Origin of the sequence: Bacillus cereus, assembly GCF_015071065.1 — a bacterium.
In the GTDB taxonomy this organism is placed as follows: domain Bacteria; phylum Bacillota; class Bacilli; order Bacillales; family Bacillaceae_G; genus Bacillus_A; species Bacillus_A cereus_BA.
This window is the reverse complement of record NZ_VOVA01000001.1, coordinates 359,980-373,328: the sequence shown is the minus strand read 5'-3', so window position 1 is coordinate 373,328 and position 13,349 is coordinate 359,980. Positions and strand designations below refer to the sequence as shown.

Sequence of the window (13,349 nt, the reverse complement as noted above, 5' to 3'; positions counted from 1 at the left end):
AGAAAAGGGATAATCCAGACTTTTTTCGTGAAAATATGATATAGTGAAAAGAGTACGGTACACACAAAAAAGGAAAGAAAAGGATTTGTGTATATCTCGATTTTATGCTTTGTTCAGGAGGTATATCGTTTGAAGAAATTAATGCGTATCGTAATGATTACATTTTTAATTTTAGCTGTTGATTTATACGGGAAGTTACTCGTGTCACAATATATATTAACCCCATCTCACTCTAAGCAAGAAAATAAAATTGTGAAAAAGAAGAAGCAAGTAAATGAAGAATCCACAGACACTGTTTTAAATATGATTGGTGGGGACTCTGAGAATTTATTAGCGAAGTGGGGCGAACCGTCTCGAATAGAGCCGTCTGCTTATGGATATGAATGGTGGGTGTATAATCAAGATTTAGCTCAGTATGTTCAATTTGGAGTTGCTGAACGTAAAGTTGTAACGGCGTATGTTGCTGGTGAGAAAGTTAAGGTGGCTCCCTATTATATAAATGAAAAGTATGAAGAGGTATATAAAAAGAATCCACTTTCACATGAGCCTTCATTAAAAAGAGGAAAGAATAGTTATCAATTTGAGTTATCTGATACGGAAGTAATGGAACAACCGCTAGTACCTGTAGAAGATGGATGGGCACAATTATACTTTGATCACTTTACACATGAGCTTGTTGGTCTTCGTTATATGGATGATGAAACGTTATTACGACAAAGACCATATCAACTTGTTTATTCAGGTGAATTAATAGCGGAACAGCCGCTGACGCCGGAAAAAATGAAGCAAGTAGAAAATGGAAATATGCAACAAATTCTCGATTTAACAAATATTATTCGAAGTCGTCATCAATTACCGTTGTTAACATGGGACCAACAAACTGCAGATGTTGCATTTGGCCATAGTAAAGATATGAAGGATAATAATTATTTTTCACACGATTCACCTACTTTTGGTACGTTAGGAGATCGTTTGCAACGTGGGCAAGTGGCTTTTCAACTTGCTGGTGAGAATATAGCGGCGCAACATAGTGATGGAATTGCGGCGGTACAAGGTTGGTTAAATAGTGAGGGTCACAGAAAGAATTTATTAAATGAACAATTTACTGGATTAGGTGTTGGGGTATATGATAAATTTTATACTCAAAACTTTATCCGAAAATAAAATGAAGGCTTTAACGGGCAGTAAGACTCCCGCCTAACTTCTGCGCATTCGTAGAAGTTTAAGGTGGGAGTCTTACTGTCCACAAATAGGGAGATAAAAAGGTGCATGAATCGTCTAAAAATAGGCGAACCATGTGCCTTTTTTTTCTTACAATATAGTAGATATACATGAAGAGGTGAGGATTATGCCAACAACAAAAGGGCCGTTACATCCATCGGTTCAACAGTTTAAAGACTTTGTAAACCATCACCCTAAAATGGTTCATGAGGTTAGAGGTGGTCAAAAAACTTGGCAGCAATTTTATGAAGAATGGTACTTACTTGGTGAAGAAGATCAAATATGGACAGCGTATAGACCTGATGGAGCACCTGCTTTTTCTTCGGTAAAAGAAAATAAAGAAGAAAAAGAAAATCGAACAGAAGAGGAAAAAACTGCTGATGTGATGGGGCAAATGCTTTCTTTCTTTAAAAAGCTAGACGTAGAACAAATGCAACATCATTTAGCGAATGTAACGAGTGCGATTGGTAGCGTGCAACAAGTTATCCAACAATTTCAAGGGAACCGTGCGCAGCAAGAACAAAGTACTTCTGAAAATAATCCTTTTTTCTTTCAAAAGGATTAGGGGGAAAGAGGATGAGAGCAGAAATTATGGAGTTTATAAAAGCTGATGAGGATTTAGCTCGCTATATTCGGGAACAGCCATACTGGTACCGGAAATTGACGCGTAACCCAGAAGAAAAAGAAGCTTTTGAGTTAGCTGCCATGCAGCATTTCAAAAAAACGATACCAGATAAAGTGGAAAAATTTCAAAATCAATTGGCGGTTGCTTCAATTATGATTGATATGTTCCAGTATATGAAGCAGCAAAATACGACGTAATTGGAAGGGGAAACTATGTCCGTTATGCAAAACTTTTGTTACAATAGAATCGGATTATTTAAAAAAGGAGTTGCAGCATGACGGAAATTTGTTTAGTACGACATGGACAAACTGATTGGAACTTTCAAGAGATTATTCAAGGGCGCGAAGATATTCCACTCAACGAAGTTGGGAAGAAGCAAGCGAGTCAAAGTGCAGTTGCCTTGCAAGCGGAATCGTGGGATATAATTATAAGTAGTCCGTTAATTAGAGCGCAAGAAACAGCTAAGGAAATTGCTGGGGCTATTGGATTACCATCTATTTTATTAGATGAGCGATTTATGGAACGTAATTTTGGGAAAGCTTCTGGGAGACCAGTTGCGGCTGTTAGAGAGTTAATTGCAGAAGGTAATATAGAAGGAATGGAGCAGGATGAAGAAATTGTAGAGCGCTGTTTTACGGCTTTACAAGAGGTTGCAGCAGCACATGGAGATAAACGTATTATCATTGTTGCGCATTCACATGCAATAAAAGCTATTTTACACGCAATTGCACCAGATGAAATTACATTTAAAACGCCGTTAAAAAACGCATGTATTAGCTACGTGAAAGAGAATAGCGGGAAATGGGATGTTCTTAAATATAATATTGCGGAGCATATTAGTGTATAAGAGTGCAAGGGGATTGTATGAAAAGTAGTTAGAATCATATCTTTCTTTTAGGTGAGATACTTCAATTAGTAGTTCTGTTCCAAATGTGTTATGATGAATACTCGGAGGTGTCTCTCATGATTGTAGCGACGCTGGAAAGCGTATTGATTTTAGATAAGGCAGAGCAGCTTGCAAAAGCGATTATCTGTTCAGATATAGCAGAAGATTATCGTAAGTATTATAAGGATTTACAAGAAGATATAGAAGTCCAGACGCTAATTCAGCAATTTACAGCGATGAAAGAGCGATACGAAGAAGTGCAACGTTTTGGTAAATATCATCCTGATTATACTTTCGTTTCGACGAAAATGAGGGAATTAAAGCGTTCTGTAGATATGCATGATAAGGTTGCAGCCTTTAAAAGAGCAGAAACTGCTTTACAAAAGTTATTAGATGAAGTTAGTGTAGCAATTGGTTCTGAGGTGTCTCCTTCCGTTAAAGTTCCAACAGGAAATCCGTTTTTTGATGCGGGTGGCTGTGGCGGTGGTTGTGGTACTGGAGGCGGTTGTGGTTGTAAAAAAACGGGGTAATTTACCCTGTTTTTTAGAATATAGAAGAAAACGTATACAGAGTTTGTCCTTTAGTGTCATAAATTTTTGATTGGTTTTCATAAAATATAAGAATATAAGTTTTTAAAAGGAGAAGATGGAGAAGATTATGTTCGGGCAACGACAAAGTATGATTGTTTATTTACATTCATTGAAACATGCCAAGATTTTAAGGAAATATGGTAACATTCATTACATATCAAAACGTTTGAAATATGCCGTTGTATATTGTGATATGGAACAAATTGAGCATATGATGCAAAAATTGAATAAACTTCCTTTTGTAAAAAAAGTAGAACAGTCGTATCGCCCATTTTTAAAAACGGAATTCGAAAATTCGCGTCCTGATCGGGCAAAAGAATACGATTATAGCTAAGTAAAAAAATCCCCTGCTAAATTTAGCAGGGGATTTTTTTACTTGAAATAACGTGTTATTTCATTGGAGGAATGAAATTGTTCATTCGTAAAATACCAATTAGATGATTAAAAAATAGTTCTTTTTCAGGGAAAGTTGTTGATGGTTTTACAGTAAAGGGAGTAACTTTTTTCCCTATTTGTTCCGCCATTTCTTCAAATAAAACGACACGTTTACTTTTTTTATTTTCAAGTACAGGAATGCCTTCACGACATATGTATAATGGTTGGAAATCACCAGTAGTTGTCGGTTTTAGTATTACAACAAGTGAACACACTTTTTTTTCGTTTTTTACAGTTTCGAATTGTAACATATGTGTTACACGTTCTTGGTTTGTTTTGGCAATTTCAAGTAATTCATATAAGTCAGAGTAGCCTTCTCCGAGTTCTATAAAGCGTTGAATCATATTTTTTCCTCCTCTTTCTTTTACTGTACCACCTCACTTTTTAAATGAAAAGTAGACAAATAAAAAAACCCTGCAAAGCAGGGCCCTTCTAATACTAGTATGTACTAGTAAGAAGGAAAAGGGAGAGGAGAAACCGGAGGAAGAACTTATGGGGAAACGTAAGTCTTCTCCGCGGTTGGCAACAACATCGAAGATGATGTTGTTATATTTATTTATGTCCAATCTAAATGAAGATATACATAATGAAATTAAAATTTATGTTAGGCTTTTTATTTTTCTTTTTTTTATTTTATGATAGGATAAAAAAGGTAAAGTGGAACTGATGTACATAAAGGGTTTTTGTTCGCAAATAGTGAGATGAATATGCAAGAAATAGCGAACGGTTATTTTAACTAAAGTTCTCTATAGGTTAAGTAACGAATTAGTGAAGAATTGTATGGTTTGGTAGCGGTTACCGACTTGAGAAGGATTTACTGTAATCGCTCGATAGATTGAAATAAAGGTAGTGACAACAGATGAGAGTAGTTTCAGGAAAATGTAAAGGGCACCCACTTAAAGCGGTACCTGGTAATACAACACGTCCAACGACAGATAAAGTGAAAGAATCTATTTTTAATATGATAGGTCCTTATTATGATGGTGGTACCGCTCTTGATTTATTTGGTGGTAGTGGTGGTCTTGGAATTGAGGCCATAAGTAGAGGGATTGATAAAGCGATTTTTGTTGACCGAGATAGTAAAGCGATAAAAGTCATTCATCAAAATTTAGAAAGCTGTAGAATACAAGAACAAGCTGAAGTGTATCGAAATGATGCGGAACGTGCGGTAAAGGCGCTTATAAAGCGTGAAATATCATTCGATCTTATACTAATAGATCCTCCATATAAAGGTCAAAAAATTGTGTCTTTAATTAGTGTAATGGATCAACATGGATTGTTAAATAAAGATGGCATCATTATGGCAGAGCATGGGGATGACGTGGTTTTACCTGATTCTATAGGAGAGCTTGTAAAAGTACGGGCAGAAAACTACGGGATTACAGCAATTTCGATTTATAAGTATGAAGGTGAGGGGACAGAATGACAAGTATAGCTATTTCTTCAGGGAGTTTTGATCCAATTACCCTTGGACATTTGGATATTATTAAAAGGGGAGCAAAAGTATTTGATGAAGTATATGTAGTTGTTTTAAACAATTCATCAAAAAAACCATTCTTTTCGGTAGAAGAACGCCTAGAGTTAATTCGAGAGGCGACAAAGGATATTCCGAATGTAAAAGTTGATTCACATAGTGGATTATTGGTGGAATATGCAAAAATGCGTAATGCAAATGCAATATTACGTGGTTTGCGAGCGGTTTCTGATTTTGAATATGAGATGCAAATTACTTCAATGAATCGAAAATTAGACGAAAATATCGAAACCTTCTTCATTATGACAAACAATCAATATTCATTTTTAAGTTCAAGTATTGTGAAAGAAGTTGCGAGATATGGGGGAAGTGTAGTAGACCTTGTTCCTCCGATTGTAGAGCGTGCTTTAAAAGAAAAGTTTCAAACCCCGTTAAAGTGAACGGGGTTTTTCTTTATAAATGCGTAAAAACAATAAGATAACATATAAATATAAACAAAATAAGGTGAAGATTGGTCCGTAGTGTATAAATGATGTCCAAATATCAGTTAGTGTGTAAGAATGATTCAATAAAAATACGGGAAGATCTTCTTGTGTAGGCGAGAAAGAATGAACTTTTTCATAAAATGGTCCCCAAAATATAAAAGTGAAAATAGGAGCGAGAATACTTTGGATAATTCGAGCTAAAAAATATGGTTTAAAGCGGATATCTGTCTCCGCTAATATGCTTGCTACTTGTGCCTGAATAGAAAGACCGCTAAATGCTAAAATGAAGCTTGTTACCATCGCTTGTTGAAGAAGTGTTGATTCATTAATTTGACTAATCATTTGGCTTCCAAGCGTCATTTCAAAAATACCGGATAATATCGGAATACTAAATTGGGATGTAAGTTGGAAGAATGATAAAATATGTTGCATAATAAAAGAAAGCGCTTCTGTAATTTCGAAAACAGTAATCATTTTATTTAAAACAGAGAATAAAATAATAAACCCACCAATCATGAGCAATGTTTGAATAGAAGAAACAATAGCGTCACCGAGTAGTTTTCCGAGTGGTCTTTTTTCTTGCATACGTGTTTGGTGGAGGACGGAAAAAGGGTTTTGAAAGGCACGCTTTTGATTCGTATGTTTGTCTTTTATGTAAGTATCGTTATTACCATAAAAGCGCATAAGTAATCCGACAATAAAGTTACTTATATAATGTGCTGCTGCTAATACGAGCCCTAATTTCGGATTATTGAAAAAACCAATAGAAACCGCTCCAAAAATAAAAAGTGGATTAGAAGAATTTGTGAAAGATACGAGTCGTTCCGCTTCGATTTGTGTTAGTTGATTGCTCTTGCGTAGTCTAGCGCTTAATTTGGCGCCAGCGGGGAATCCTGAAGCCATTCCCATTGCCCAAACAAACCCACCTACCCCTGGAACACGAAATAGTGGACGCATTAGTGGTTCTAATATAACACCGATAAATTTTACAACACCAATACTGATTAGAAGTTCCGCAATGATGAAAAACGGTAGTAGTGAAGGGAATACAACTTCCCACCATATATTTAACCCGCGAATCGAAGCTTGCAAAGCATCTTGGGGGTGAAGTACAAGAGAAAAGGTTAAAAACAACATTGATATGGTAAGAAAAGCAGTTTTCCATTTTTCGTACATGTAAGAAAATCCCCCCTTGTCCCAAAAACGTTCATTTCAGTATACGTGGATATGTGGTGAATTTAGACCATAAGTATGAAAAAGGAATGAAAAAAATTAAAGGGTGAGAAAAATGAAGGAACCAAAAATCGGTTTAGCGCTTGGATCCGGAGGTGCAAAAGGTTTTGCACACATAGGGGTAATAAAAGTGTTAAGAGAAGCTGGTATCCCTATTCATATGATAGCAGGGAGTAGTATAGGAGCGCTAATTGGTACATTTTATGCAGCGAGTTGTAACGTTGAAAGACTGTATAAATTGGCAGCTGTTTTTAAAAGGAAATATTATTTGGATTTTACAGTTCCTAAAATGGGATTTATTGCTGGAAAACGTATTAAAGATATGATTAAAATGTTTACATATAATAAAAATTTAGAAGAGTTAGATATCCCGACGGCTGTTGTGGCTACTGACATTTTGAAGGGGGAAAAAGTTGTTTTTACAAGCGGTCCGATTGCGGAGGCGGTTCGAGCTAGTATATCTGTACCAGGGGTGTTTGTTCCAGAGAAAATAGATGGCCGTTTATTAGTGGATGGAGGGGTAATTGACCGTATTCCCGTATCGGTTGTAAAAGATTTAGGGGCTGATATTGTTATTGCTGTTGATGTATCTCCAATTAAGGTGAATGGAGAGGTTACATCGATTTATGATGTGATTATGCAAAGTATTGAAATCATGCAACATGAACTTGTGATGAATCGGCAAATAGCATCAGATTTAATGATGCGTCCAGCAGTAGAACAATTTAGTTCGCGTGCTTTTACACATATTGAAGACATTATCAAGGTCGGAGAAGTGGAAGCAGAAAAACACATTTCAAACATTTATTTACTAATTGAGCAGTGGAAGGAGAAACATAATGTTTAAGCGTTTTCGGTTTATATATGCAATTTTAATAGGGGTTATATTGGCGATGCTACTTGTTTATGTGCGTTTGCCATACTTTGTGACAAAACCAGGTATGGCCGCAAAATTAGCGCCGTACGTGCAAGTTGACGGTGGTACTAAAGAGTCTGGTGATTTTATGCTTGTCACTGTCTCAATGGGGCCTGCAAATGTTGTGAACTTAATAGCCGCGCAATTTAATAAATATACACACGTTTCGAAGGCGGAAGAAATATTGCAAAAAGGTGAGAGTGATGAAGAATATCAATTTCGTCAAGAGTATGCGATGAAAGATTCACAAAACGCTGCAATTTATAATGCATATAAACGTGCAAATCGCTCTGTTTCTTTTGAAAATAAAGGTGTACTAGTGGCTGGTGTAGCAAAGGGTATGCCGTCAGAAGGAAAGCTTAAACTTGGAGATGTTATAGTAGCTGTCGATGGAAAAACATTCGACAAGACGGAACAATTTATTGAGTATATGACAGGGAAAAAAGAAGGGGATACAGTAAGTATTGAATACAAGCGGGGCGGAAAACAGTTTAAAGAAAATTTAAATGTAAAGACAATCCCTAATGGGAATGGACGCGTCGGTATAGGGGTCTCTATCGTTACGGAAAGAGAGTTAGTAGTAGATCCGAAAGTGAAAATTGATTCCCATGAAATAGGGGGTCCATCAGCAGGGTTAATGTTTACACTAGAAATTTATAATCAGCTCGTTGAAGAAGATTTAACAAACGGACATGAAATAGCTGGAACAGGTACAATCAATGATAAAGGAGAAATTGGTCCAATTGGTGGTATTCAGCAAAAAGTAGTAGCTGCTAGTGATGCAGGAGCTGAAGTGTTTTTTGCGCCAAATGAAAAAGGTGTAGAGAAATCGAATTATAAAGATGCTCTTGAAGCTGCGAAAGATATTAAAACAAAGATGAAGATTGTACCGGTGGACACACTGGATGATGCATTAACGTATTTGGAAAAAATGGGTAAAACAAAGTAAACCTCTCTGAAGAAGAGAGGTTTTTTCTTATAGGAATTTTTTCATTATTTCATCATAACGAATTGGATGATGCGTTGCGTCTTGTTTTAGCAGTTGTGTCCGCAAAGGTTCTTGCATTATGGAGAAATATACAGCATTTGATTTTCGTTCTATGTCTAAAGTCGGATGTTCAAATGTTTTTGTATGAGTAAGGATTGGAAGTTCTATTTTTTTCTTATTTTTAGAAAGATAAGTTTGTCCCTTTTGTGACATTCCGAGAAGACGGATATACGGCGCATGTTGCTCAATATTTGCTTTATGTATTTCTTCCTTCGTTGTATTTGTTAAAATATGTGTACAAGCTCTTTGTAATCTAGTCCATGTATAACGTTTTGTTTTTAATGCTTCCATGAATGAATAGAAAGATGAACTGTTTTGTATTTTTGATAAAATACGATGCTCTAAACCTTCTTCCATTTCATATATATGTTGTAAGTCCCCTGGAGACATCGTCATAAGTTTGTATTTAAAAAATGAAAAGTATTTTTCCCAGTTATGTAACGTACCGTAGTTTTGCTTGTAGTTTTCTAAAAGAGAAGCAGTCATTTTCGGGATAAAAGGCTCAATAGTTGTAGAGGAACTGTTTTCATTAAATAGCTGTTTGCGAATACTTGTTGCACTTGCAATATGTTGATCGTGAAATGTTTCATCATGATAATGAGAGGCGAATCTTTTTATAGTTTGTGCTTGCATGGAACTATTTTGTAAGAGAATTGCTTTAATGTACTGTAAGCCTAAAATGTTATTTGGTTGTGACATATCTACGTTTTTTTCGGGTGGTAAGATGTGTAAAAAGGCTTCAGATGTAGCTTTTGCATAACTATTACCTGCATTCATAAATTGCTTCACAAGACGATTAAAAGTCTCTTCTTCATTTTTTTGTATAGCGATGGTAGTGTAGAAATTTTCAGTTTGTCCATCTTCACTACCAAAACAAATTTCGGAAACACCAAGGGCGTTTAAAATCGAAATTGCGCCATTTGCGAAAGTTTCGGCCTTTTGTGTTGCGAATGCATAAGGGAGCTCTACAACAAGGTCTACGCCGTTTGTTAAGGCCATTTTAGTACGATACCATTTGGAGATGAGTGCGGGCTCACCACGCTGCAAAAAAGGACCACTCATAACGGCGATAATAATATCAGACTGTGTTAACTTTTTTGTTTGTTGCACATGATAAGCATGACCGTTATGAAAAGGGTTATATTCAACAACAATACCACTGGATTTTATGGTAATCTCTCCTTTCGATGTAGCATCTTTTTGGAAAACGTGATAATCTATATATTATTTCCTATGATGACTTCATTATAGTGTAAAGAAAAAACATTGACAAATATAAAATGGCTAGCTATAATTTTGTTTGTTGCCTTGAGGTGATATGATATGAAATGGTCCATCCATCAATTGAATAAATTGAGAAATAAAGGATTGACATTAAATGAAATGGTAGATGTAAGTGAACTAAAAGAGGTCGAGAAAGATATTCGTGAAATTAATCCTGTTCATGTAACAGGAAGAGTTGATTTTGGCTCCGGTAAGTTTACGTTTCATCTACATATAACTGGAAGCATGGTTTTACCATGTTCTCGCTCTTTAGTAGATGTGACATTACCATTTGACATTAAAACAACTGAGGTGTTCCAAACTTCAGAAGAAGAATTTGAAACAGAAGCTGAAATTCATTGTTTAGAAGGAGAAGTACTTGACTTACTGCCCGTAATCAAGGAAAATATACTTTTGGAGATTCCAATGCAAATTTTCAGTGATGATGTTTCTGGTGGAGCACCGATGCAAGGTCAAGACTGGCAAGTGATTTCGGAAGAAAACAAAGAAAAGACTGTTGATCCAAGATTAGCAGGACTTGCAAAGTTTTTTGACAAATAATCGGAAGACTGGTTTAGGCCTTCATATGAAAATAATTATTTCTTTTAAGGAGGTGGGAAGAATGGCTGTACCTTTTAGAAGAACTTCTAAAACAGTAAAAAGAAAGCGTCGTACGCATTTCAAATTATCAGTACCTGGTATGGTAGAGTGCCCAAGCTGTGGTGAAGCGAAATTAGCTCACCGTGTATGTAAAGCATGCGGTACTTACAAAGGTAAAGAAGTAATCAGCAAGTAATTGCGAAAAATAAACGTAGAAGATATCTTCTACGTTTATTTTTTTTTGTCTTATTCTTTATTTGTTGTATTCTATCTTTTCTAGTAACTGCATATGCTTAATAAAAAATGCATAGGGAGGACTAGAGAGATGGCGACAACAAGACAAGATGCTTGGACTGATGATGAAGATTTGCTTCTGGCAGAAGTAGTACTCCGGCATATTCGTGAAGGTGGAACGCAACTTTCCGCTTTTAAAGAAGTGGGGAGGCATTTGTCTCGTACACCTGCAGCTTGTGGATTTAGGTGGAATTCTTACGTTAGAAAGCAGTATAAAGAACGTATTGAAGAAGCGAAGCAACTTCGTAAGGTAGAAAATTATGAAGTGAAAGAGACAAAGGTATTAGAGCCAAAATCTCTTACGTTGAATGATGTTATTGAATTCTTGCGAAATTATAAAGATGAAAGCTCTTTAATGGTGTTGCAACAACAAATTGAATCGTTACAAACAGAGAAAGAACGTCTTTTGGAGCGATTATCAGTATATGAGGAAGAATATAGAACATTACTTGATTATATCGATCAAAAAAGAAGTGTAATGGTAGCAGAAAGAAATGGTGCTCGCTCGAATGTAGAATTAGAAAAATTAAAGAAATAAAAAACAGCTGCGTAACAGCTGTTTTTTTTTATTTCTTATGCAGATTCTTCGTTTGTAATCGCATTTAAATTTGTTTCTGGGTGCCAAATATAAAAATCACCATCAGTTACTGATACTGGCTGGAAACTTAATTTATCCCAAAAATCAGCGGACTGGATACGTGCTATCGTTTTAATTGGGAATTGTAGTTGTTTCGCATAATTAACAAGCATTTGTCCGAATCCTTGTTTTTGAAAAGTCGGCAACACTTCAAGTTTATAAAGTTCTAGGTAAGTACCTGTAATTTCAAATGGTTCTCCACCGTTCCTTTTCATATATAGACTCATACGTGCGATTAGCGATCCTCCATAATAAATACCGTAAAATGGAGACTCACTATCATTTTCAATAATGTTTGCTTGTAATTCTTCCAACATGGATAGTTCTTGAGCTCCGCACCCTTTAAATTTTTTAAATTCATCTAATGTTTTATAATTGATGAGCAAGCGTTCAACTTTTGGGAATCCCATTACATCACATCCTTTTCTTATCTTGTTGAATGCAGAAAAGTTAAAATATTTATAATAATATTATAACTCATTTTTTAATTTTTATGAAGAAGATAGAATATTTCTTTCATTATTTTTTTGAGGATTTGCTAAACTAAGAATAGAACTATGTATATAGGTAGTATATACATAGTGAAAGAAGAGGTTGCATTTGTTAAAAGATAATTGAATCCTCAACTATGTAATTGTAATTTAATAAGATGTAACGGGGGGAGGGCAAGGGAACTTATATCACTTGTTAATATGAGTTCTTTGTGTGAAGATGAAAATTGGAATTGTTGGACCGGGAGCTATTGGTCTCCTATATACATTTTATTTACAAAAAAGCAATCAAGATGTTACGTTGTTTACAAGAAACGCTAAGCAAGCAGAGGAATTAAATTTAACGGGTGTAACTTGTATTAGGAATGGAGAACGTGAAACAGTATTTCCATCTATTTTACCGATAGAAAGTATGCTGGATAAACAGTTAGATTATACATTTATTGCTGTAAAGCAATATCATATAACTGACATATTACCTTTTGTGCAGGAAGAATCGTCATTAATCTTTTTGCAAAATGGAATGTCACATCTTCACGTTATGCAAAAAATAGGAAATGAACGTATAGCAGTCGGGATTGTGGAGCATGGTGCAAAAAAAGGGGATGGACATACAGTTCATCATATTGGAATAGGTGTTACAAAGTTTGGTGTAGTGCGTGGTCAATCTAGTTGTTTTAAAAAGGTATTTAATTGTTTTCCTTTTGATTATTTTCCGATTCAGATAGAAGATGATTGGAATGTGATTATGCGTAATAAATTAGTAGTCAATGTATGTATTAATCCGTTGACCGCATTATTGCAGGTTGAGAACGGAGAGTTAATTTCAAATCCGTTTTTTTATCAAATGATGGAGCAAGTATTTCAGGAAGTTGCATTTCTTGTTAAAGAAGAAGACAAAGAAATGGTATGGAAAATGGTATGCGGAGTATGTGAAAAAACATCTCATAATACTTCATCTATGTTAGCGGACGTAAGAGCGAATAGACAAACGGAAGTTAATGCAATTGTTGGATATGTACTAGAAGAGGCTAAGGGACAACAAAGATCTGTTCCGACACTTCGATTTTTGTTCAATGCAATAAGAGGAATGGAATTATAAGCGTTTTTCTTTGCTTTTACGTGAAACATTGACTACAATGTGGGTTGGT

18 protein-coding genes are annotated in these 13,349 nt (G+C 35.5%); 14 read left to right on the top strand and 4 right to left on the bottom strand.

Going from position 1 to position 13,349, the window contains the following annotated elements; genetic code table 11:
- The first annotated feature begins 129 nt into the window (after positions 1 to 129).
- The 6 genes from FT637_RS01830 to FT637_RS01805 all read left to right on the top strand — a co-directional run bounded on the left by FT637_RS01830 (position 130) and on the right by FT637_RS01805 (position 3,656).
- Positions 130 to 1,164, top strand: a complete 1,035-nt coding sequence (locus FT637_RS01830; RefSeq protein WP_193644910.1) for a CAP domain-containing protein — start codon at positions 130 to 132, stop codon at positions 1,162 to 1,164.
- 184 nt (positions 1,165 to 1,348) lie between these two features.
- Positions 1,349 to 1,786 (top strand): YlbD family protein, encoded by a 438-nt coding sequence (locus tag FT637_RS01825; RefSeq protein WP_193644909.1) that lies wholly within the window; start codon positions 1,349 to 1,351, stop codon positions 1,784 to 1,786.
- Positions 1,787 to 1,797: 11 nt separating this feature from the next.
- Positions 1,798 to 2,043 carry a YlbE-like family protein gene (locus FT637_RS01820; RefSeq protein ID WP_002121947.1) on the top strand — a complete coding sequence of 82 codons (246 nt, stop codon included), beginning with the start codon at positions 1,798 to 1,800 and terminating at the stop codon, positions 2,041 to 2,043.
- Between the two features lie 77 nt (positions 2,044 to 2,120).
- A complete protein-coding gene (locus FT637_RS01815) occupies positions 2,121 to 2,693 on the top strand; it encodes a histidine phosphatase family protein (protein ID WP_193644908.1) in 573 nt (190 codons plus the stop codon).
- Positions 2,694 to 2,809: 116 nt separating this feature from the next.
- Positions 2,810 to 3,262 (top strand): YlbF family regulator, encoded by a 453-nt coding sequence (locus tag FT637_RS01810; protein WP_070144653.1) that lies wholly within the window; start codon positions 2,810 to 2,812, stop codon positions 3,260 to 3,262.
- Positions 3,263 to 3,389: 127 nt separating this feature from the next.
- On the top strand, positions 3,390 to 3,656 hold the full coding sequence (locus FT637_RS01805; RefSeq protein WP_002088292.1) for a YlbG family protein: 267 nt from the start codon (positions 3,390 to 3,392) through the stop codon (positions 3,654 to 3,656).
- 55 nt (positions 3,657 to 3,711) lie between these two features.
- Here the strand turns inward: FT637_RS01805 and FT637_RS01800 are convergent, their stop codons facing one another.
- Complete coding sequence (locus tag FT637_RS01800; protein ID WP_002014762.1) at positions 3,712 to 4,101, bottom strand: hypothetical protein; 390 nt, start codon at positions 4,099 to 4,101, stop codon at positions 3,712 to 3,714.
- Between the two features lie 515 nt (positions 4,102 to 4,616).
- On the opposite strand from FT637_RS01800, the gene rsmD reads away from it, so the two are divergent.
- Positions 4,617 to 5,183, top strand: coding sequence for a 16S rRNA (guanine(966)-N(2))-methyltransferase RsmD (rsmD, locus tag FT637_RS01795; RefSeq protein ID WP_193644907.1), 567 nt, complete (start codon positions 4,617 to 4,619; stop codon positions 5,181 to 5,183).
- Positions 5,180 to 5,671, top strand: coding sequence for a pantetheine-phosphate adenylyltransferase (coaD, locus tag FT637_RS01790; protein WP_000200601.1), 492 nt, complete (start codon positions 5,180 to 5,182; stop codon positions 5,669 to 5,671). The genes rsmD and coaD overlap by 4 nt, the downstream gene beginning before the upstream one ends.
- On the opposite strand, the gene ylbJ is transcribed toward coaD, so the two are convergent.
- The gene (gene ylbJ, locus FT637_RS01785) at positions 5,663 to 6,892 is read right to left on the bottom strand and encodes a sporulation integral membrane protein YlbJ (RefSeq protein WP_193644906.1); all 1,230 of its coding nucleotides are present in this window, start codon (positions 6,890 to 6,892) and stop codon (positions 5,663 to 5,665) included. The genes coaD and ylbJ overlap by 9 nt on opposite strands.
- Positions 6,893 to 7,004: 112 nt before the next feature.
- On the opposite strand from ylbJ, the gene FT637_RS01780 reads away from it, so the two are divergent.
- Entirely contained in the window at positions 7,005 to 7,796 is a 792-nt protein-coding gene (locus tag FT637_RS01780; protein ID WP_193644905.1) for a patatin-like phospholipase family protein, read from the top strand.
- Positions 7,789 to 8,814, top strand: a complete 1,026-nt coding sequence (locus FT637_RS01775) for a SepM family pheromone-processing serine protease (protein ID WP_193644904.1) — start codon at positions 7,789 to 7,791, stop codon at positions 8,812 to 8,814. The genes FT637_RS01780 and FT637_RS01775 overlap by 8 nt, the downstream gene beginning before the upstream one ends.
- A 27-nt stretch (positions 8,815 to 8,841) precedes the next feature.
- Here FT637_RS01775 and FT637_RS01770 read toward each other — a convergent pair whose 3' ends face one another.
- Complete coding sequence (locus FT637_RS01770) at positions 8,842 to 10,083, bottom strand: nucleotidyltransferase (protein WP_193645511.1); 1,242 nt, start codon at positions 10,081 to 10,083, stop codon at positions 8,842 to 8,844.
- Positions 10,084 to 10,236: 153 nt separating this feature from the next.
- Between FT637_RS01770 and FT637_RS01765 the strand changes: the two genes are divergently transcribed.
- The 3 genes from FT637_RS01765 to FT637_RS01755 all read left to right on the top strand — a co-directional run bounded on the left by FT637_RS01765 (position 10,237) and on the right by FT637_RS01755 (position 11,608).
- The gene (locus FT637_RS01765; protein WP_000872151.1) at positions 10,237 to 10,737 is read left to right on the top strand and encodes a YceD family protein; all 501 of its coding nucleotides are present in this window, start codon (positions 10,237 to 10,239) and stop codon (positions 10,735 to 10,737) included.
- A 61-nt stretch (positions 10,738 to 10,798) separates the two neighbouring features.
- Entirely contained in the window at positions 10,799 to 10,972 is a 174-nt protein-coding gene (gene rpmF, locus FT637_RS01760) for a 50S ribosomal protein L32 (protein WP_001984764.1), read from the top strand.
- Positions 10,973 to 11,101: 129 nt separating this feature from the next.
- Entirely contained in the window at positions 11,102 to 11,608 is a 507-nt protein-coding gene (locus FT637_RS01755; RefSeq protein ID WP_193644903.1) for an RsfA family transcriptional regulator, read from the top strand.
- Between the two features lie 35 nt (positions 11,609 to 11,643).
- Here FT637_RS01755 and FT637_RS01750 read toward each other — a convergent pair whose 3' ends face one another.
- Positions 11,644 to 12,117: an N-acetyltransferase gene (locus FT637_RS01750; RefSeq protein ID WP_193644902.1), complete on the bottom strand. Its 474-nt coding sequence runs from the start codon at positions 12,115 to 12,117 to the stop codon at positions 11,644 to 11,646.
- Between the two features lie 295 nt (positions 12,118 to 12,412).
- Between FT637_RS01750 and panE the strand changes: the two genes are divergently transcribed.
- Positions 12,413 to 13,300, top strand: a complete 888-nt coding sequence (gene panE / locus FT637_RS01745; protein WP_193644901.1) for a 2-dehydropantoate 2-reductase — start codon at positions 12,413 to 12,415, stop codon at positions 13,298 to 13,300.
- Positions 13,301 to 13,349: the final 49 nt, after the last annotated feature.